General features: G+C 55.1%; 14 protein-coding genes and 4 pseudogenes. 14 read left to right on the top strand and 4 right to left on the bottom strand.

The features are described from left to right. Positions 1 to 72: 72 nt before the first annotated feature. From deoC to argF, 4 genes and pseudogenes are all read right to left on the bottom strand, one after another. A complete protein-coding gene (gene deoC, locus JCM13996_RS06590) occupies positions 73 to 789 on the bottom strand; it encodes a deoxyribose-phosphate aldolase (RefSeq protein WP_054750533.1) in 717 nt (238 codons plus the stop codon). A gap of 136 nt (positions 790 to 925) precedes the next feature. Further along, positions 926 to 4,052 (bottom strand): annotated as a pseudogene (gene carB / locus JCM13996_RS06585) (carbamoyl-phosphate synthase large subunit). Next, on the bottom strand, positions 4,036 to 5,127 hold the full coding sequence (locus JCM13996_RS06580) for a carbamoyl phosphate synthase small subunit (RefSeq protein ID WP_054750532.1): 1,092 nt from the start codon (positions 5,125 to 5,127) through the stop codon (positions 4,036 to 4,038). The pseudogene carB and the gene JCM13996_RS06580 overlap by 17 nt, the downstream one beginning before the upstream one ends. A gap of 12 nt (positions 5,128 to 5,139) precedes the next feature. Beyond that, positions 5,140 to 6,165 carry an ornithine carbamoyltransferase gene (gene argF / locus JCM13996_RS06575; protein WP_054750531.1) on the bottom strand — a complete coding sequence of 342 codons (1,026 nt, stop codon included), beginning with the start codon at positions 6,163 to 6,165 and terminating at the stop codon, positions 5,140 to 5,142. A 289-nt stretch (positions 6,166 to 6,454) separates the two neighbouring features. Here argF and JCM13996_RS06570 point away from each other — a divergent pair, with 289 nt between their 5' ends. The 14 genes and pseudogenes from JCM13996_RS06570 to JCM13996_RS06510 form a co-directional block, all read left to right on the top strand. Beyond that, complete coding sequence (locus tag JCM13996_RS06570) at positions 6,455 to 7,669, top strand: argininosuccinate synthase (protein WP_054750530.1); 1,215 nt, start codon at positions 6,455 to 6,457, stop codon at positions 7,667 to 7,669. Between the two features lie 46 nt (positions 7,670 to 7,715). Next, the gene (argH, locus tag JCM13996_RS06565) at positions 7,716 to 9,122 is read left to right on the top strand and encodes an argininosuccinate lyase (RefSeq protein ID WP_054750529.1); all 1,407 of its coding nucleotides are present in this window, start codon (positions 7,716 to 7,718) and stop codon (positions 9,120 to 9,122) included. Continuing rightward, a complete protein-coding gene (locus JCM13996_RS11795) occupies positions 9,100 to 9,681 on the top strand; it encodes a transporter substrate-binding domain-containing protein (RefSeq protein ID WP_225353514.1) in 582 nt (193 codons plus the stop codon). Before argH ends, JCM13996_RS11795 begins: the two co-directional genes overlap by 23 nt. 10 nt (positions 9,682 to 9,691) lie before the next feature. Continuing rightward, entirely contained in the window at positions 9,692 to 10,585 is an 894-nt protein-coding gene (locus JCM13996_RS11790; RefSeq protein ID WP_225353513.1) for an ABC transporter substrate-binding protein/permease, read from the top strand. A 214-nt stretch (positions 10,586 to 10,799) separates the two neighbouring features. Continuing rightward, complete coding sequence (gene dinB / locus JCM13996_RS06555; RefSeq protein WP_054750528.1) at positions 10,800 to 11,912, top strand: DNA polymerase IV; 1,113 nt, start codon at positions 10,800 to 10,802, stop codon at positions 11,910 to 11,912. Between the two features lie 127 nt (positions 11,913 to 12,039). After that, complete coding sequence (locus JCM13996_RS06550; protein ID WP_054750527.1) at positions 12,040 to 13,011, top strand: DHH family phosphoesterase; 972 nt, start codon at positions 12,040 to 12,042, stop codon at positions 13,009 to 13,011. Between the two features lie 3 nt (positions 13,012 to 13,014). After that, a pseudogene (locus JCM13996_RS06545) lies at positions 13,015 to 14,374 on the top strand (DEAD/DEAH box helicase). Positions 14,375 to 14,686: 312 nt separating this feature from the next. Further along, positions 14,687 to 17,326, top strand: a pseudogene (gene alaS, locus JCM13996_RS06540) (alanine--tRNA ligase). A gap of 107 nt (positions 17,327 to 17,433) precedes the next feature. Then, on the top strand, positions 17,434 to 17,691 hold the full coding sequence (locus JCM13996_RS06535) for an IreB family regulatory phosphoprotein (RefSeq protein ID WP_054750526.1): 258 nt from the start codon (positions 17,434 to 17,436) through the stop codon (positions 17,689 to 17,691). Then, on the top strand, positions 17,691 to 18,128 hold the full coding sequence (gene ruvX, locus JCM13996_RS06530; protein ID WP_054750525.1) for a Holliday junction resolvase RuvX: 438 nt from the start codon (positions 17,691 to 17,693) through the stop codon (positions 18,126 to 18,128). Before JCM13996_RS06535 ends, ruvX begins: the two co-directional genes overlap by 1 nt. A gap of 30 nt (positions 18,129 to 18,158) precedes the next feature. Further along, positions 18,159 to 18,467 carry a DUF1292 domain-containing protein gene (locus JCM13996_RS06525; protein ID WP_054750524.1) on the top strand — a complete coding sequence of 103 codons (309 nt, stop codon included), beginning with the start codon at positions 18,159 to 18,161 and terminating at the stop codon, positions 18,465 to 18,467. 255 nt (positions 18,468 to 18,722) lie between these two features. Beyond that, complete coding sequence (locus tag JCM13996_RS12445) at positions 18,723 to 18,968, top strand: CvpA family protein (protein ID WP_054750523.1); 246 nt, start codon at positions 18,723 to 18,725, stop codon at positions 18,966 to 18,968. An 11-nt stretch (positions 18,969 to 18,979) separates the two neighbouring features. Next, positions 18,980 to 19,261: a CvpA family protein gene (locus JCM13996_RS12440; protein WP_054750522.1), complete on the top strand. Its 282-nt coding sequence runs from the start codon at positions 18,980 to 18,982 to the stop codon at positions 19,259 to 19,261. 37 nt (positions 19,262 to 19,298) lie between these two features. Then, positions 19,299 to 21,647 (top strand): annotated as a pseudogene (locus tag JCM13996_RS06510) (endonuclease MutS2); the annotation flags it as partial.

Here is a 21,647-nt window from a genome sequence, read left to right as displayed (position 1 = left end):
CACCGCCTGCGCAAATCAGGGTGATCAGCAGAAAGTTGCTACATCAACCAACGCACACCAGCACGAATCCGTTTAGCGGTTGATGGCAATGCTGTCCACGTGGTCGTCCGCCATCCGCCGCCGTAAAGCCTCGATGATCTTGACGCCGGAACTTGTGCCGATGCGGTCCGCTCCCGCCTCAATCATGGCCAGAAAGTCGTCGGAGTTGCGGATACCACCCGCTGCCTTCACGTGGACAGCGTCGCCAACCGTCTGCTTCATCAACCGGACATCAGCCACGGTTGCGCCACCGGTACCAAAGCCAGTCGACGTCTTGATGAAGTCTGGCCGGACCCGCTTGGCGATGGTCGCTGCCCGCACAATTTCTTCCTTAGTCAAGTAGCAGTTTTCAAAGATGACTTTGCACGGCACGTTCCGTTCGTGGCAAGCAGCAACCATTTGGGTCATTTCGTCCTCAATGTAATCGTCGTTGCCGTCCTTGAGTTCGGTGATGTTGAGGACGTAGTCAATTTCGTTGGCGCCGTGATCCATGGCGTCTTTGGCTTCAAAAACCTTCGCGGCGATGCTGGTCTGGCCCAGTGGGAAGGCAATGGCCGCGCCCGTGTCAATGTCAGTGCCCTGTAACTGCTCGGCGCACAGAGCGGACTGTACCTGGTTGATGGCTACCATCTTGAAGTGGTATTTCTTCGCCTCGTTGCACAACTTGATCATGTCAGCGCGGGTGGCGTCGGCGTGCAGGTTAGTATGGTCAATTAAACGGGCAAAGTCGTCAAGTGAATATGCTGTCATAATAAAATGCTCCTTTAAAATATGTCATTACATATTATAGAATAGAGCGCTTCCACCGCCATGTCAACCGTGTTGATGCAACGGAAACGGGCACCATCATTTTCCGCCCAGGAAGGATGATGGTGCCCGTTAGTGATTATACCTGGACTGGGACTTGGGTTTGGATCCAGGCGTGGAGCGTATCTAGTGCGGTCAGCAGGGGCCGCTGTTGCGTCAGGGTGGTCGCCCGAAGTTGCACCGCTGTTTGGTCGGTGACTGGGGCGGTGCTGACCACCAGCACCGTACCGGGTGGCAGAGCTACGTCCGGACGCACCACGGCTCGGGCCGTGATGTCATGACGGGCGAGGACGGTGGCAGTCCGCAGATCGGCAGCTAATTGGTAGTGTAGTTGGGCCAACTCTTGAGCAAGGGGGATCAGCTCTGCATCTTGCCGGGGGTCACCATTCAAAACAATGGTGCCGTGGTCGGGCACCACGACTTTGGCTCCGGCAAAGGCGCGGGCGATGGCCGCCGGCAGGGTAGTGGCGCTGCCCATGACCTCACCGGTGGACTTCATTTCCGGACCCACCAGGGGATCGACCCCTGGCAACTTGGTGAACGAGAAGACGGGTGCTTTGACGTGAATACCGGTAGTCGGTGTGACCAGGCCAGTACTGTAACCCAGTGCTGGTAGGTGGTCGCCCAACATTGCGTGGGTCGCCAATTGCGTCATTGGTACGTGCGTAACTTTGGAAATAAACGGCACGGTCCGCGACGCCCGCGGGTTGACCTCGATCACGTACGGTACGTTGTCATGAATGACGAACTGCACGTTCATGATGCCGACAGTACTCAGTGCATGCGCCAACGCGACGGCGTCATGCACCATCGCGGCTTGAACGGTGGGGCTGAGTGACTGTGGCGGGTAGACGGCCATCGAGTCGCCCGAATGTACCCCCGCGCGCTCAATGTGTTGCATAATACCCGGAATGACAACGGTCGTCCCGTCACTGATGAGGTCCAGTTCTGCTTCTTGCCCTTGCAGGTAGGAATCGATCAGCACGGGTGGTGGTTAGAAATTTTCACGGCGCGATCGATGTAGTCGCGCAACTCTGGTTCGGAGTACACCACCTCCATACCCCGACCACCGAGGACGTATGACGGCCGAATGAGTACGGGGTAGCCCAAGCTGTTGGCGGCCGCAATGGCGTCCGTAGTGGTGAGTGCGGTCTTGCCGGCCGGCTGGGGTAACCCGAGTGTTTGAATCACCTGGTTGAACTCCTCGCGGTCCTCGGCCCGGTTCAGGTCCGTCAAGGTCGTACCGAGAATGTGCACGCCCGCATCGTGGAGCGCTTGGGCCAGATTGATGGCGGTTTGGCCACCAAACTGCACCACGACCCCAATGGGGTGCTCCAGGTCGATCACGTTCATTACGTCCTCAAAGGTGAGGGGTTCAAAGTAGAGTTTATCCGAGACGGAAAAGTCAGTCGACACCGTCTCGGGGTTGGAGTTGATGATGATGGCGGCGTACCCAGCTTGGCGAATAGTCTCCGCGGCGTGGACCGTGGCGTAATCAAACTCTACGCCCTGGCCGATACGAATCGGGCCGGAACCTAAAACTAGCACGGCGGGTTTGGACAGCGGCTGGGACTCGTTGTACTGATCATACGTAGAGTAAAAATATGGTGTCTTGGAAGCAAACTCAGCTGCGACCGTGTCGACCATTTTGTAGACGGGTGTGACGTGTTGTTGAACGCGGTCGGTGTGCACCTGGGCCGCTGATTGTTGGGTTAGTTGGGCAATTGTCTGGTCCGCCAGGCCGTTTTGCTTGGCCGTGGTCAACAGGTCGCTAGTGACGGGTCCGGCGCTCAACGCCCGCTCGATTTCAACGATATGGAGCAACTTGTCCAGGAAAAACGCGTCGATGCCGGTGCGGTCGTGGAGCTGGGCAATGGTGCAGCCGCGCCGGAGCAGTTCCGCCAGCATGAATAACCGGTCGTCACGGGCGGGCATTAGGGCATCAAGCAAAGCTGTAGTGGTGTGGTGACTAAACCGCATGTCGTACAAGCCGGTGACCCCGATTTCGAGGGACCGCACGGCTTTGTTTAAGGCTTCTTCGATGTTGCGCCCAATGGCCATGACCTCACCGGTAGCCTTCATTTGGGTGCCCAAGGTCCGGTCGGCGCTGGCGAACTTATCGAATGGCCACCGCGGAATTTTCACCACCGCGTAATCCAGTGCCGGTTCAAACTCGGCCGTAGTGGTACCAGTCACGGGGTTCATGATTTCGTCGAGGTGGAGGCCCACCGCAATTTTGGCGGCCATTTTGGCAATGGGGTAGCCTGTGGCTTTGGAAGCCAACGCGGAGGAACGGGACACCCGGGGGTTGACCTCGATGATGTCGTAGTTAAAGCTGTGGGGATCCAAGGCCATCTGGACGTTACAGCCACCCTCGATGTGTAGCGCCCGAATGATTTTCAGGGCCGCGTCGCGCAGCATCTGGTATTCACGATCAGACAACGTTTGGGTGGGGGCGACCACAATGGAGTCACCGGTATGAATGCCCACCGGATCAACGTTTTCCATTGAACACACCACCAGCGCGTTGTCCGCGGCATCGCGCATGACTTCAAATTCGATTTCTTTGTAACCGGCAATTGATTGCTCAATCAGCACTTGGGTCACCGGACTGAGTTCCAGGCCGGTGGTCGCAATGTGCGTCAGTTCGGTAGCGTCGTGGGCAATGCCCCCACCCGTACCACCCATGGTGTAGGCGGGGCGGACAATGACCGGGTAGCCGTTGGCATTGGCAAAGGCGACGGCGGCCTGCACGGTGGTTACCGTTTGTGAGGCGGGCACGGGTTCGCCCAGCCGTCCCATCAGTCTTTGAATAATTCTCGATCTTCGGCCGTGGCGATAGCCGTCATCTTGGTACCCAAGAGCTCAATCCCCAATTCATCCAGGATGCCATCGTGCACCAGTTCGCGGGCTAGGTTGAGTCCTGTTTGGCCGCCGAGTGTGGGCAAAATGGCGTCTGGGTGTTCCTTGTGGAGGATTGCCTTGACGCTAGGTAGGGTCAGCGGTTCGATGTAGACTTTGTCCGCCATTGCTTCATCCGTCATGATGGTGGCCGGGTTCGAATTGACTAACACCACGTCGTAACCTTCTTCACGTAGGGAGATGGCCGCCTGGGAACCAGAGTAGTCGAACTCCGCCGCCTGACCGATGATGATCGGGCCAGAACCAATAATCAAAATTTTGTGAATATCATTGCGCTTGGGCATGGAGCGCCTCCTTTGCTTCGTGTTGTGACCTGATCATGGCAATAAAATCGTCGAATAAGTAGCCATAATCGTGCGGGCCGGGGGTCGCGTCCGGGTGAAACTGGACGGAGAACGCCGCGTGATCTCGTAACTTAAGGCCCTCGATGGTGTGGTCGGTGATCTCCACGTGGGTGACCGTGAGGTTGGTGTGGGCCAAAGATTGCGGATCAACGGCGTACCCGTGGTTTTGCGCGGTAAAGGCCGTGGTTCCGTGGGCCAGATCCCGTACGGCGTGGTTGAAACCGCGGTGGCCGAATTTGAGCTTAAACGTTCGCGCCCCGTTGGCCAGCGCAAAGAGCTGATGGCCAAGACAAATAGCCATTAGTGGTAACCGTGCTTGTAAGGCGCGGATGGTGGGTAACACGGCAGTTTGCGCGGTTGGGTCGCCAGGTCCATTCGAGAGCAGAATCCCGTCGACGCCACTCGCCAGAATGGTGGCCGCGTTGGTAGTTGGGGGAAAGACGACCGTCTGAACGCCGCGGTCCTGCAAAGCGCGCAAGATGGACCGTTTGAGGCCAAAATCGAGCACGCCAATGCGGTATGGGTGCACTGCTTGGCTGGTGGTAATCGTGGGCACGGTTGAGGGTGGCGTCACGGGTAGCGGTTGCTGGAGTTGTTCGATGGTGGTCGGTGTCACCTGATCGACAATAGTGGCATTCATTACCCCAGCTTCGCGCAACTCGCGGGTTATGGCCCGCGTATCCACGTCAGTGATGCCGGGTAGATCGTTAGTTGCTGCCCAGTCCGCCAGGCTGCAGTCGCAGCGCCAGTTGCTGGGGCGACGAGCCACCTCGTGGACGACGATGGCACTGGCTTGAGGGCCGTGGGCTTCGTTGTCGTGGAGGTTGATCCCGTAGTTGCCGATCAGTGGGTAGGTGAAGGTCAAAATTTGGTGGTGGTAGGACGCATCCGTGATGGCTTCTTGGTACCCGGTCATCCCGGTCGTAAACACAATTTCACCAGTAACGGGTTGTGTACCCCCAAACGCTGTGCCAGGATACACGGACCCGTTAGCGAGAACCAGAAAACGTTGCATGTTGGTGACCTCCTATTGTGGTTCGATGACGGTGGGGATGAACGGATTGCCAAGGGTTGCCGCCATGACCGCCTTAATGGTGTGGAGTCGATTGGCCGCCTGCTGGAATTGGTGAGCAAAGGGGGCGTTGAATACCTCATCGGTGATTTCTAGCTCGTCCAAACCAAACTCTTCGTGAATCTGTTGACCCATCGTGGTGTTGAGATCGTGGAACGCTGGCAGGTCATGGAGCACAATGACGTTTGGGTTGTGCGTGGCGGTGACCGCGTCCATGTTCAGTTGGTAAGGTTGTAAGAGTTTAATGCGTTGCGCCCAGGCGTCCTCTTCACCCATTGACGCCCACACGTCGGTATAGAGCACATCACTACCTGCCAGCCCGGTTACTAGGTCATCGGTGATCAGGATGTCACTACCGGACTGCGCCGCAAACTGTTGGGCGATGGTCTGAACGTGCGCAGCGGGTTGCAGCGCCTGGGGTCCCACTAGGTGGATGTTGGCCCCCAGCATGGCGGCGGTAACCAATAAGGAGTTGGCCACGTTGTTGCGCGCGTCACCCAGGTAGGTCAGTGTGATCCCCTTGACGTGGCCACACAGTTCGTCAATGGTCATAAAGTCAGCGAGCATCTGCGTGGGGTGCCAGTCATCAGTCAAACCGTTCCACACGGGAATACCGGAATACTGGGCGAGGGCGGCCACGGTACTTTGGGCAAAGCCGCGGTACTCAATGCCGTCGTACATGCTCCCCAGCACCTTAGCGGTGTCAGCCAGGGATTCCTTATTACCTAATTGAATGTCGTGCGCGCCCAGAAATTCGGGGTGGGCGCCGAGGTCGGTGGCGGCTACTGTGAACGCCGAACGTGTCCGGGTTGAGGTTTTGGCAAAGAGAAGGGCCACGTTTTTACCGGTCAAGTAATGGTGTTCAATGTTATGGGCCTTGAGGTCCTTCAGGTGTTCGGCAAATTTAATGAGGGTATAAAATTCAGCCCCGGTAAAATCCTTCTCAGCTAACAATGACCGCTGATGAAATTGATTGTACATATGGATCACTCCTTGATTTGGTTTCAGTGCGTACGCCTGACACTGGCGTGCAGTCGTCAGGCTAATTAACACATGTGCGCATGTTTATGCGCTAAATATTCATATGGCTAGTATACATTTATTTGCATAAAGTGCAATAGAAACGCATAAAAAAAAGGCCAAAAAGGGCAAAAAAATGTATTTTAGGTGTTTATTTTGTGAATATGGCGTGCTATGATACATGCATCAGCTAATCCTGACACACATATAAACGTATATTTACACACAAAGACAAAGGCAGGTATTACTCATGAAGAAAATTGTGTTGGCATATTCTGGTGGTTTGGATACATCCGTCGCGATTCCGTGGCTGAAGGATAAGGGGTACGAGGTCATTGCCGTGAACTTAAACGTTGGTGAAATGGATAAGGACATCGACTTTATTAAGGCGAAGGCCTTACAAGTTGGTGCCGTTGCCAGTTACGCCATTGATGGGATGGCCGAATTTGCCGATGAGTATGTGGCGCCGGTCATCAAGGCCAACGCATTGTATGAGGGAGAATATCCGCTGGTGTCTGCCTTGTCGCGGCCTTTGATCATTAAAAAGTTAGTCGATATTGCTCACGAAACTGGCGCCACGGCCATTGCACATGGTTCGACCGGGAAGGGTAATGATCAGGTACGTTTTGAAGCCGCCATTCATGCGTTGGACCCCGACATGGCAATCGAAGCACCCATTCGGGATTTTCACTGGTCTCGTGAAGAGGAAATCGACTACGCCAAAGCCCACAACGTGCCGGTTCCAATCGATTTGGATTCGCCGTACTCCATCGACCAAAACTTGTGGGGGCGTGCGAACGAGTGTGGCATTCTGGAAAATCCGTGGAACCAGGCGCCAGCTGATGCCTACGCCTTGACGGTGGCCCCGGAGGATGCGCCCAACGAAGCGGAGTACTTGGACCTAACCTTTGCCCACGGGTTACCAGTTGCCATCAACGGTGAAGAATTACCATTATTTAAGTTGATTTTGCAACTAAATAAGGTTGCGGGGGCGCATGGAATCGGCCGCATCGACCACATTGAAAACCGTCTGGTGGGCATTAAGTCCCGTGAAATTTACGAAGCACCGGCTGCAGCGGTTATCATGACCGCCCACAAGGACTTGGAGGACCTGACGTTTGAACGGGACCTGGCTCACTTTAAGCCGATTGTTGAACAGCAACTGACGAACATGATTTACAACGGGTTGTGGTTCTCACCACTATGTGATGCCCTGAATGCCTTTATCGATAATTCGCAGCAGGTGGTGAACGGCGTGGTCAAGATGAAGCTGTACAAGGGTGCCGCCGTAGCGGTGGCCCGTAAGTCGGCCAACTCGCTGTATGACGAGGACCTGGCGACATACACGTCGGCTGACTCCTTTGATCAAGCAGCCGCCGCTGGTTTCATCAAGTTGTGGAGCCTACCAACCACGGTGTACAGCCAGGTCAACGGCAAAACCGCCAAGAAACCGCAGGAAGCGTAATGGCATAGCGTGCACGCACAGACATTATTGAAGGGAAGGACCAGAAATGGCCGTTAAGAAAATGTGGGGTGGCCGGTTTAACGCCGTGAGCCCTGAGTTTGCACAGGAATTTGGTGCGTCTATCGACTTTGATCAGGCTATGGCCGCTGAGGATATTGAGGGTTCCATCGCCCACGTCACCATGCTGGGGGATACGGGTATCCTCAGTCAGGACGAGGCGGCAACCATTAAGCACGGCCTTCAGGAACTCAGCGAGGAACTAACCCAAGGCGGACTGGAACTGACCGTGGCCAACGAAGATATCCACATGAACATCGAGGCACTCCTCACGGCTAAAATTGGTCCGTTAGCCGGCAAGTTGCACACCGCGCGGTCGCGGAATGACCAAGTTGCGACTGATTTCCATTTGTGGGTCCAGCACCGGCTGCCAGAAGTAATTGCCAGTTTGAAGAAGCTCCAGGTGGTGTTAGTGCACCAAGCCGAGCAACACGTGGAGACCATTCTTCCGGGCACGACACACTTGCAGCACGCCCAGCCGATTTCCCTGGGACATTATTTTATGGCTTACTTCAATATGTTGCAGCGTGACGTGGAGCGCTTTGACTTCAATCAACAGCACACCAGCATTTCACCATTAGGCGCGGCAGCGTTAGCCGGGACAACTTTTCCCATTGACCGGCAAGAAACGGCGGAGTTGTTGGGCTTTCAGCACGTTTATACCAATTCGTTAGATGCGGTGTCCGACCGCGACTTTGCCATTGAGTACCTCGCCAACGCGAGCATGTTGATGATGCACCTATCGCGGCTGTGTGAAGAGCTGGTGCTTTGGAGTAGCTATGAATATCAATATGTAGAGATGGACGACGCTTACGCGACCGGATCATCGATCATGCCGCAGAAGAAGAATCCGGACTACGCCGAGCTGATCCGGGGCAAAGTTGGTCGCGTGTACGGTGACCTGACGGGGTTGCTGACGGTGATGAAGGGGTTGCCGCTGGCTTACAACAAGGACATGCAGGAGGACAAGGAGGGTGTGTTCGACGCTACCACCACCATCATGGGTTCACTGCACGTGATGACCGGGATGTTGACCACTCTCCACATTAAAGCGGACCGTATGGGCGACGCGGTCAAAGCTGACTTTAGTAACGCTACCGAGCTGGCCGATTACTTGGCAGCTAAGGGGCTACCCTTCCGCCAGGCGCACGCCATCGTTGGGCAACTGGTACTCATGGGTATTCAGACCAACACACCCTTGCAAGACATGCCCCTCGCCACATTGCAGGCGGCCAGCCCGTTAATCACCGCTGATGTGTACCACGACCTCGATCCGGTCATGGCCGTGGAACGACGGCAGTCACTTGGTGGTACTGGTTTTGATTCTGTGCGACAACAAGTGGCGACTGGTAAACAGCTATTGGGGGATGCGTATGCAGGGACAACCGTGGATTAAAGGCAAAGGCTGGCTGTGGGCCGCCATCATTACGCTGTGTGTGGTGGTGGACGCGTGGATGGCGCCCGTGCACAACCTACACGCAGCGACGGCGGACGCAACTTGGGCCAAGATTAAACGGACAGGGGTCATGCGGGTCGGGTTATCGCCCGATTATGCCCCCTACGAATTTCATTCCACCATTGGCGGTAAGGACCACATCATTGGCTTTGACGTGACCATGGATAAACTGCTTGCGCAGCGCTTGGGTGTGAAGTTGAAGCTGGTGGAGATGAGTAACGATGCGTTATTGTCGGCGTTGGAGTCGGGTAAAGTTGACTTGGTGGTTTCGGGCATCACGCCAACCGCTGAGCGGGAGAAAAAGGTCGACTTTACGGACGTTTATTTCAATGACCCCAACGTGGTACTGGTGCAGAAGCAGGATCGCAACAAGTATCGCTCACTCAATGACTTTCACGGGGCCAAGATTGGGGCCCAAATCACCACCATCCAGGAGGGCCAAGCAAAAAAAGTATCTGCATGGTGCCACGGTCACGTCACTGAAAAAGGTGACGGATGAGGCCGCGCAGTTGAGTCAGGGTAAACTGGATGGCATCGTGGTGCCTACCACCACGGCCAAGTCGTACGAGATGCAGTCCGACAAGTTCGCCACTGCGCCGGTTAAAATTCCTGGTGGTGGGGGTGAGTCGGCCATCGTGTTGCCGAAAAATTCACCCGTACTGAAAGCCAAGTTGAACCGCATTTTGCACCGCGAGGTCATTGGCAAACCAATCACCAAGTGGCGGAATGCGGCCATGAAGCAAATGGTGCAAAAGAAATCATTTTACCAGCAGTACGCGCCATACTTTGTCAAGGGGACGGAATACACCTTGGCACTCGCGGTAATTGGCGTAACGGTCGGCTTTGTTTTGGGTACCTTACTGGCCATGATGAAACGGTCACGGGTATGGATCATCAAAGCCATTGGTAATATTTACGTAGAGTTTGTGCGCGGTACGCCTTTGCTGATCCAGGTATTTATCGTGTATTTTGGCACCCAAATTATTGGGTTGAACGTATCGGGGTTTGTTTCGGGGGCCATTGCGATGTTTCTCAACTCCGGGGCTTACGTGGCCGAAATTATTCGGTCGGGGTTAAACGCGGTCCCGGTTGGGCAAGGCGAAGCGGCACGCTCCCTAGGGTTATCGCGGCAGCTAACGATGCAACTAGTGGTTTTGCCCCAGGCGCTGCGGACCATTCTGCCGGCACTGGGCAACGAGTTTGTGTCCGTCATTAAGGAAGGGTCCGTGGTCTCGGTGATTGGGGTCGGCGAATTGACCTTCCAGACTTCGGTGGTGCAAGGCGCGTCGTTTGAGGCGTTCCTACCGCTGATCGTGACGGCATGTATTTACTTCGTCCTGACGTTTGGTTTGACGCAGGTTTTGCACGTGGGCGAGCGGCATTTCAACCGTGAACGCGCCTAAAGCGTGCGTGATGTTGGCATAGTTTGGCATAGTATCGAATGAGCGTCGTTAGCGGCGCTTTTTTTTGTGTTTAGGCGCCCATGGTAGTTTGCTCGAGCAGGTATGCCGATACGGGACAAGCCCTTGACTGGTGCTAGTATTGCCCAGGAACAGCGGGCGGTAATTGCCAGTGTCGGGGACATGTGCGAAAATATGTTCGGTAAGGGAGGTGTGCATGTTGGCGCCATTATTTCGGTTACAAATACCCAACGATACGAGTCGCAAAATTATTCACGTCGACATGGACGCCTTCTACGCGTCCATCGAAATGCGTGATGATCCGTCTTTGCGTAGCCGTGCACTGGTGATTGCCCATGACCCCCGGCAAACAGGGGGCAAAGGGGTCATCACCACGGCCAATTATGTGGCGCGCCAGTATGGGGTCAACTCGGCCATGCCCGCCATTGAAGCGGTGCGTAAAGTACCACGCCGTTTGTTGGTGTTTAAGGACCCCGACTTTGAAAAATACCGGGCGGTGTCCGACCAGATCCATGCTATTTTCCACCAGGTCACCGACCGGATCGAACCCATTGCCCTCGACGAAGCTTACCTCGACGTGACGGATAACCATCGCTTTCCGACAACCATCGCCTTGGCCTTGTGGTTGCAGCAGACCATTGAGCGTGAAACGCGGCTTACATGCGCTATTGGCGTGTCGTACAATCGGTTTTTAGCCAAGATGGCGTCGGAATTCAATAAGCCCGGTGGGCGGACGGTCGTTACTCCGGGAATGGCGCAAGCCTTTTTGGCCCCGCAACCGATTGGGAAGTTCCGCGGTGTTGGCAAGAAGACGTTGCCGCGGTTGGAGGCATTGGGTATTGAGAACGGCGCTGATTTGTTGGCAGCGGATCCCGGTATGTTGCAGCGGGAGTTAGGTAAAGCTGGCTTCATGTTGGCACTGCACGCTCGGGGTATTGATAACCACCCCATCGAGGTCAAAGAGCGGAAGTCCATCGGCAAGGAGCGGACCTACAACCCACCGTTACAAAGTGCGGCGGCGGTACGCCAGGAGTTGACGATGCTGGCAGCTAAGGTGAGTGCCACGCTACGCCAGAAGCAACGGCACGGAACGACGGTTGTGTTGAAAGTGCGCGACGTCGATTTCAATACGCAGACACGGCGCACCACCCGTGAACGTTACTTCGTGGAGGCTGACGACATCCTAGCGGCAGCCTGGACACTTTATAATGAAGAAACTGACACCAGCGCGTCATTGCGATTAGTGGGGATTACCGTGACGGGCCTGGCACCGTTGTCGTTTGAAAATGTTGATTTACCGTTGCATTAGTGGTGAGTGATTTATGGCTACTGGTATAACTAGTGAGTCGGAAACCGCCCATAATTCGCTAAACGAGCGGCGTCACGGCGGGCATGGTATAATCATAGGTGGTGAATTTACGAGTACGGAGGCAATCATGATTCAAGAAGATATTGTTGCGGCCATTGCGGCTGCAGACCACGTTATTATCCATCGCCACCAGCGGCCTGATCCGGACGCTTTTGGTTCCCAGTGTGGGTTGGCGGCCATTATCAAGGCTAGCTTTCCCGACAAGCGGGTCCAGGTGACGGGGGCTGACAGTCCCAGTTTGGCGTGGTTGGCAACCATGGACCATGTCGAGGATGCCGATTACCAGAACGCACTGGTGATCGTGGTCGACACTGCGGATACGCCGCGCATCGATGACGACCGCTTTAACCAGGGCAAGCAGCTGATCAAAATTGATCATCATCCCAATGACGATCCCTATGGTGACTTGGCCTGGGTGGCACCAGACGCCTCCAGTACGAGTGAGTTATTGGTGGACCTAGTCACGCACGGTGACGGGCAACTCAAGTTGGACAATACCGCGGCCCGCTTGCTATACGCCGGCATTGTTGGGGACACTGGCCGGTTTATGTACAACAACACCACCGCCCACACGTTGCGGGACGTAGCATTATTGTATGGCTTCGACTTTGACCCATCCGCGGTGAACCAAAAGATGAATGAAGTCACGCTAGGCCAAGCCAGGTTACAGGGATTAGCCATTGATGAGCAGCACATGCGCATCAGTGCGCATGGCGCCGCCGTGGTGGTCATCAGTCAGGCCGACCTGCAGCACCTGGGTATTGCTGCGGATCAGTATCAGGCTGCCGTTGGTTCTGCCGGCCGCTTGAACGAAGTCCGGGCTTGGGCCATGTGTACTGAACAACCCGAAGGTAACTACCGCGTTAGTCTGCGCTCCAAGGGTGCCGTGATCAACGACATCGCGCGGGCCCACAATGGGGGTGGCCACCCACTGGCTAGTGGGGCCAAAGCCGCCGACCGGGCCGAAATTGACCAGATTTATGACGAACTGGATGCCTTGCTGGCGGCAACGCCCAAGGCACCATCAGAAAGTGAGTAATGCATGGAAAACAAATTTCAACAATACGCAATCAAAGATGATTTGATTGCCGCACTGAACCGGGATGGTTTTGTGCAACCAACGCCGATTCAGGAGCAAGTGATTCCGAAGGCGTTGCGGGGTAAGTCCATTGTGGGTCAATCCCAGACCGGGTCTGGCAAGACGTTGGCGTTCTTGTTGCCTATCCTCAACAACATTGATTCCGATGAAGATACCCTACAGGCTGTGATCACGGCGCCAAGTCGGGAGCTGGCTAACCAGATTTACAAGACGGCCACGGACCTACTGGCGGACGACAGTCCAGTACGGGTCGGCCGGTTTGTCGGTGGGACCGACAAGCAGAAGCAGTTGCGTAAACTCGAACACCACGCGGTGCACCTCGCAATCGGGACGCCTGGCCGGATTTTGGACCTCTTGCGTAGCGGCGCGTTGACCGGCTTTACGGTCAAGACGTTCGTTGTGGACGAAGCCGACATGACCTTGGACATGGGCTTTTTGAACGTGGTGGACCAGATTGCGGGTACCTTCCCGGAACACCTCCAGATGATGGTGTTCTCGGCGACGATTCCGCAAAAGCTACAGCCATTCCTGAAAAAAATATATGCACAATCCATTGATGATCGAGTTGAAGCCCAAGACGGTAATTGCCGATTCTGTGTCCAACTGGGTGATCAGTACTAAGGGTCAGGATCCCAACCGGATCATTTACCAGTTGCTCACAATTGGCGAACCATACTTGGTCCTGATCTTTGCCAACACCAAGGAGCGGGTGGACGAAATTCACGCGTTCTTGAAGGCGCAAGGAATCAAGGCCGCCAAGATCCATGGTGGCGTTGAACCCCGCGAGCGGCGGCGGGTGATGAAGGCCGTTGCCCAGCAGAAGTACCAGTTTGTGGTAGCAACGGACTTGGCCGCCCGTGGTATTGATATTGAGGGTGTGTCCCACGTCATCAACGCCGAAATTCCGACCGACAATGAATTCTTCATTCACCGCGTTGGCCGGACTGGACGTAACGGGATGAGCGGGATTGCGATCACGCTGTACAAACCGGGTGAAGAACACAAGTTGGCCGAACTGGAACACATGGGCATCCACTTTGAACCCAAAGCCATCGTCCGGGGTGAAATCGTCCCCGGGCGTGAGTGGAACCGGCGCGCTACCCGCACCAAGAAGAACGAACGGCTCTCTGGCAACATCTACGGCATGCTCAAGAAGGAGCAGAAGAAGCATATGCCTGGCTACAAGAAGAAGGTGCGCAAGGCGGCTGAGAAGGAAGCGTGGTTCAACAACCGGGTAGAGAAGCGTAACGCTCGGCGGAACGCTAAACGTAAGAATAAGGCCAAGGGTTTGGACAAGGCATAGTAGCCAGCGTTGACACGCCCCCATAGCGTCACTATAATGAAACAGTTAGGATATGCCACGGACGAATGGTGCCCATTCAGGAAGGGTCGGTAACTGCGAAGACCCGAGCCCGTCGCCGTGGTGCTCCCTGATGCGAGCTGAATATAATCAATTAATGAAGTGGTTAACGACAACATCGTTGCAACCGAGGTGGTACCGCGCGTAGGCGTCCTCGGATTTGTAAGGATGTTTTTTTTGTTGCCAATCAGCTGGCAATGGGTAATATCAATACGGCACGTCGACCAGAAAGGCCGGCGGGACAGGAGAGTAGTCATGAAGCAACTCAGTAGTGCACAAGTACGGCAAATGTTCCTTGATTTCTTTAAGAGTAAGGGGCACGACGTGGAGCCCAGTGCGAGCCTGATCCCCAAGGATGATCCTACCTTGCTGTGGATCAACTCCGGGGTTGCCACGCTGAAGAAATACTTTGACGGGTCCGTGATCCCGGCCAACCCACGGATCGTCAACGCGCAAAAGTCTATTCGCACCAACGATATTGAAAACGTCGGTAAAACCGCCCGGCACCACACGTTCTTTGAAATGCTCGGTAACTTTTCCGTGGGCGATTACTTCAAGAAGGAAGTCATCCCGTGGGCGTGGGAATTTTTGACCAGCGACAAATGGCTGGGACTAGACAAGGATAAGCTGTACATCACGGTTTACCCTAAGGATACTGATGCCCTCGAACTGTGGGAAAAGGCGGGTGTGCCTGCCGACCACATTTACAAAGTTGAAGACAACTTCTGGGATATTGGTGGTGGTCCGTGTGGCCCCGATTCCGAAGTTTTCTACGACCGTGGACAGAGCTTAAATAACGTGTCCGAGGATGACCCCGAAAACTATCCTGGTGGGGAAAACGAACGCTACCTGGAAATTTGGAACATCGTCTTCTCTCAATTCAACCACTTACCAGACGGTCGCATCGTGGACCAGCCCCACAAGAACATTGATACGGGGATGGGTCTGGAACGGGTTGTGTCCGTGGTGCAAAACGCACCGACCAACTTTGAAACCGACTTGTTCTTGCCGTTGATCAAGCAGACGGAGGAGTTGTCTGCTGGTAAACACTACGGCGCTAACGCTACGGACGACGTGGCGTTCAAGATTATTGCGGACCATGCCCGGGCGGTCACCTTTGCGATTGGTGACGGGGCGTTGCCAAGTAATGAAGGTCGTGGCTACGTGCTCCGGCGGTTGATTCGCCGCGCCGTGGTGAACGGCAAGCGGTTGGGCATTGACCACGACTTCCTGTACCTACTGGTACCAACGGTGGGTAAAATCATGCAGTCGTACTACCCGGAAGTATTGCAGAACAAGGACTTCATTCAGAAAGTGATCCGGTCGGAGGAAGCCCGTTTCCGTCAGAGTTTGGATGCCGGCATCAACATGCTGGACGGTGTGATGGCCAAAGTCAAAGCTGCGCACGGTAAGCAGATCAGTGGCGATGACGCGTTCTTGCTATTTGATACCTATGGTTTCCCCGTAGAAATGACGGGTGAAATCGCGGCGGATAACGGCTTGACGGTCGACATGGATGGGTTCAAGGCCAACATGGAGGCGCAGCGGGAGCGTGCCCGGAAGGCCCGGAGTAACGCCCAGTCTATGGGTAGCCAGGATACGGTACTGATGGACATCAAGACTGATTCCCACTTTACCGGTTGGACTAGCGTGCACGAAGACAACGCGGTACTGACGGATATTATCCAGGATGACCAGGCCGTGAAGGTGGTTGGTTCTGGGGTGGCCCAGTTAGTCTTTGATAAGACGCCGTTCTACGCCGAAATGGGGGGCCAGGTCGCCGACTGGGGGACCATCAGCGACGCCAGGGTAATGAAGTTGGTCGTGTTACTGACGTTCAGCACGCGCCGAACGGGCAGAACTTGCACCGGGTGCGTGTTGAGGGTGAATTGCGTCAGGGGGCCAGTTACACGTTGGCTGTCGATACCCAGCGACGCCACAAGGTGTCACTAAACCACACGGCGACCCACCTGTTGGACCAGTCGTTACGTAACGTGTTGGGTGAGCACACCCACCAGGCCGGTTCCCTGGTGGAGCCTAACTACCTGCGCTTTGACTTCACCAACTTTGGCGAAGTGACCCAGGACCAGTTGCGGCAGGTTGAGCGGATGGTCAACGAACAGATCTGGCGGGCCCTGCCAATTACGGCCAAGCAAATGCCGATTGAGGAAGCGAAGAAACTCGGTGCCATTGCCGTCTTTGATAATAAGTACGGTGATGTGGTCCGGGTCGTTTCCATCGGTGACTTTAACCAGGAATTTGACGGTGGGACGCACCCGCAGAACACCGCCGAGTTGGGGCTGTTTAAGATCACCAGCGAAAGCGGCATCGGTGCCGGTACCCGCCGGGTGGAGGCGGTCACGTCCAAAGAAGCGTTTGAGTACCTGACCCACCAGGCTGACCAGTTGGGTGCCATTAACAACCAACTGAAAGTCACCAAGGATGGAGATACGGTTGCTAAAGTGTCCGCTTTGCAGCAGGAACTCAAGGATGCGCAAAAGCAGATCGAATCCCTGCAGAGTAAGTTGGCCAGCCAAGCAGCCGCTGGTATCTTTGACCGGGTCGACCAGGCGGGCAACTTCACCATCATTGCTCAAGCCGTGAAGGTCGCGGGCATGAAGGAACTGCGCGAGCTGGGCGACCAGTGGCACGATAAGGGTAGCTCCGACGTACTGGTTTTGGCCACAACGGTTGGCGGAAAGGTTAACCTGCTGGCTGCGGCCAGCAAGGACGCCATTGCCCAAGGCGTGAAGCTGGTGACTGATTAAGGCCATTGCGCCGGCTGTTGGTGGTGGCGGCGGTGGTCGTCCCGATATGGCCCAAGCTGGTGGGAAAAAGCCGGCGGGAATCGATGATGCACTGAAGCAGGCGCATGATTGGCTTGCGGCCAAATAGTTGACCTGTTGCGATTGAAAACGCTAAACTTTTTGGCGCAAAGGGTTTGTACTTTGGCAAACCATCAAGTAGAATTGGGTTAGACGAAACGAATAGAGGTGTTGGGTATGAGTTCATTAGACGAAACGGTTCACTTCAACTTCCGGGACAACCACCCGAAGAACGTCGAGGACACATTAAAGACGGTCTACGATGCGCTGGAAGCACAGGGTTACGACCCGATTAATCAGATTGTGGGCTACCTGCTTTCGGGGGACCCGGCCTATATTCCTCGCTACAATGACGCTCGGAACTTGATTCGTAAGCATGAACGCGATGAGATTATTGAAGAGTTAGTCCGTCACTACCTGGGTAAGGAGAAATAATGCGGTTACTCGGTTTAGATGTCGGTTCTAAAACGGTGGGGGTAGCGGTATCCGATCTGTTGGGCTGGACGGCCCAAGGGTTAGAGATCATTCCCATCGACGAGGAACACGGTAATTTGGGCATGGGGCGGCTCAAACAGCTGGTGGCTAAGTATCAGCCGGACGGCTTTGTGCTGGGACTACCCAAAAACATGAACAATACCGCAGGCCCGCGGGTCACGCAGACCAAGGCGTACGCGGAACGGTTGGTCAAGAAGTTTCACCTACCAGTTGATTTTATCGACGAGCGCTTGACTACAGTTTCGGCTTACCGGGTGTTGATCGACGAGGCGGATGTGTCGCGTCGTGAACAGAAGCAAGTTATCGACAAGATGGCGGCACAATTTATTTTGCAGAACTATCTTGACGCACGGGGTAAGTTAACCCAACAGGATTAGCTTACGCCGGAATGGAGGCCACAATGGCAGATAAAAAAAGACGACATTCGCCCAGGCGCGGACGACCAGCAGATTACGCTGATTGATGACAATGGTAATGAAGAATTGTACAACGTGCTGTTCACGTTTGATTCTGATGATTATGGGAAGAGCTACGTATTGCTGTACCCAGAAGGCATCGACGACGATGACGATGACGTCCAGATTGAGGCGTTTTCCTTCACACCAGATGAGAACGGGGATGCCAGTGCCGGTGACCTGTTCCCCATCGAAGATGATGACGAATGGAACATGGTCGAGGAGGTTTTAAACACCTTCTTGGCTGATGAAGACATGTAGTAGTCTGTCGACTAACCGGGCCGGAGCGCAAACGCGTTCCGGCCTTTGTCTGTCTGTACAGTTTTGTGTGGTTGTCATCGCTGCGTGGCTAGCATGTCCCGGGTAGCTGGGGGTTCCGTACTAACACCCAGAAGTTTCATCAAACCGGAGCGTCCCAGCGCACTAACCACGCACTTTTGCATAGGCACCCCGTGGCGGTGTGGTAGAATTAGGAACGATATTATATGCCTGCGGGCAATCACGGATGGGGAAAATATGTTAACACTGATAATTTTACTGTTTATCGCGTACAGCGTTTATGCTGGCGCACGCAAGGGGGCCATGCTCCAGGGTGTAATGTTTATTGGTTACGTGGTGGTTTTCCTACTGGCCAAACTATTAGCGGGGGTATTTAAGCCGGCCTTCGAGTTGTGGATTCCGTACCCGTCAGCGACCATGTCGAGCCACTTTGCTTTCTTTAGCCAGGCACTAGGCTCCGGCTGGACGATAAGTTCTACCTAGCCTTTTCGTTCATGTTCGTGTTTGCGATTGGCTGGGTGTTGGTGCGTATTGCCTGCTTGTTAGTACAAGATTTGGCTTATTACCCAATGTCAGCTAAGCGTAGCCACTGGATTGGTGGCATTCTCGGCGGCGTGGGCGCCTACTTGTTTGTAGTGATGGTACTGTACTTGGCGGCCATGGTGCCGGTTGACGGTTTGCAGGCCGCGCTGGGCCATTCCTTACTGGCCAAAGTCATGGTGCCGCACACACCAATTTTCTCGTGGTTGCTCCACAGTTGGTGGATCGGTCAATGACATTATTTAATGGTTTAACGAAGAGAAAGGTTTTGTAATGAAGCACAAAATATTAGGACAACTGGAATTTGACCGCATCCAGGAAGCCGTGCGGGCCGAGGCCGTCACTGCCCTTGGGCAAAAGCTAGCCGGACGGATGCGTCCCAGTAGTGATCCCGCCAAGGTGCAACAACGCCTCGACGAAACCGCTGATGGGGCGACCATTTTACGGCTCCGTGGTGGCCTCCCGGTCGCGGCCGTCCCGGATATTACGACGGCGTTAAAGCGCGCCGAAATTGGGGGCGTCCTTGACGGCTCCGAATTTGCTGGCATCGTGCGCGTGCTGCGAACGGTGACGGCGTTAGATGATTTTTTTGACGGATTTACGGGAAAACGTGGAGTTACGTCGTGTCTATCAGATGCAGGAACAACTCACGTTATTGCCGGGATTGTTGCGTGACTTGCAACAGGCCATCGATGAAGATGGTAATGTAACCGACGAGGCCAGCCCGGAGTTACACGGAATTCGGCGGCGAATGCAAGCCATGGAACGCGATATTCGCGAACGCATGGAGGCTACACCCGTGGTAATTCGGCGCAGTACCTCAGCGAGCCCATCATCACGATTCGTGATGACCGGTACGTGATTCCGGTCAAAGCGGAGAACCGCAGTCGCTTTGGTGGGGTGGTGCATGATCAAAGCGCCACCGGCCAAACGTTGTTCATTGAACCGCAAGCAGTTGTGGACTTGAACAACCGGATGCGTGAAACCCAGGTGGCAGAACGCCAAGAGGTTATGCGCGTTCTGACTGACTTAACGGCTAAGGTGGCGCCGGAGACGGACGGCTTACGCGCTGATGCCAGCGTGTTGGGCCATTTGGACCTCATCAACGCTAAGGCGAAGTACGCTGCGTTAATCAAGGCCACGGAGCCCACGATTAGCGATGAAGGCATTGTGGACTTGCGGCAGGCGCGACACCCACTGATTGATGCGGACAAAGTCGTGCCGAACGACATTACGCTGGGTGGTGACTATCAGAGTATTGTTATTACCGGGCCCAACACTGGCGGGAAGACCGTTACCCTGAAGACTTTGGGGCTCCTGTCCCTGATGGCGCAGGCGGGATTATTTATCCCGGCCGCTGAACACAGCACGGTGAAGGTTTTCAGTAACGTCTTTGCGGACATCGGTGACGAGCAGTCAATTGAACAGAATCTCAGTACCTTTTCGTCGCACATGACCAACGTTGTGGCGATTCTCGGTGAACTTGACAAGGATAGCCTGGCGCTATTTGACGAACTGGGTGCAGGGACCGACCCCCAGGAAGGGGCGGCCTTGGCCATCTCCATTTTGGACGAGGTTGGGCGCATTGGGGCGTACGTGGTGGACACGACGCACTACCCCGAGCTGAAATTGTACGGTTACAACACCCCTGGTACCACGAACGCATCGATGGCGTTTGATATGGACACGTTGCAGCCGACGTACCGGTTGCAGATCGGTATTCCGGGTCGTAGTAACGCCTTTGAAATTTCTACCCGGCTGGGTTTAGACCAGGCTATTGTGGACCGGGCCAAGCTGCTGATCAGTGATGATGAGCACGACCTGAACAACATGATTGCGGACCTGGAGAAGGAACGGCAGGCGGCGGCGATGACCGATTCGGACCTGCAAAAGCAACTGGATGAAGCCACCAAGCTGCACTCACAGCTGCAGGCGGCGTACTCTGATTTGAAGATGCGGCAAGATAAGGAATTGCAGGCCGCCCGGGACAAAGCTAACCGGATGGTTGCGGACACCCAGGCTGAGGCGGACAAGATCATCAAGTCGCTGCGCAAGATGCAGCGCGGTGCGACGGTCAATGACGCGGGAGTGATTGACGCCCAGACGCGGCTGCACCAGCTGCATCAGGATACGCCGTTGGCGCGTAATAAGGTACTCAAAAAGGCGCGCAACCATGCAACGTTACGCGCTGGCGATACGGTGAAGGTGCTGCAGTACGGCCAGACGGGGACCCTATTGAAGCAACAGGGTAACCATGAATGGCAGGTGCAGGTCGGCATCATGAAGATGGCAGTGCCTGAGTCTGGCTTGGAAAAGGTGGCCACGCCGGCTACGGAGCAGCCGCACACGGCCCGGACGCACGTCCAGGGCGCGGGGAGTGGCCCGTCGACCACGCTGGATCTGCGTGGACAACGGTACGCGGAGGCAATGACCAACCTTGATAAGTACATTGACGCGGCACTCCTGGCCAATTATCCGACGGTCACGATTATTCATGGTTTAGGTACGGGTGCGATCCGCAACGGGGTTACGGAGTACCTCAAGAAGAACCGTAACGTAGCGCGCTTTGGGTACGCCCCGGCGAATGCAGGTGGCTCAGGGGCGACGATTGTGTACTTCAAG

Source organism: Lacticaseibacillus thailandensis DSM 22698 = JCM 13996, assembly GCF_001312865.1.
Lineage (GTDB): Bacteria > Bacillota > Bacilli > Lactobacillales > Lactobacillaceae > Lacticaseibacillus > Lacticaseibacillus thailandensis.
The sequence above is the reverse complement of the archived record's forward strand: the minus strand, read 5'-3'. Positions and strand labels throughout refer to the sequence as shown.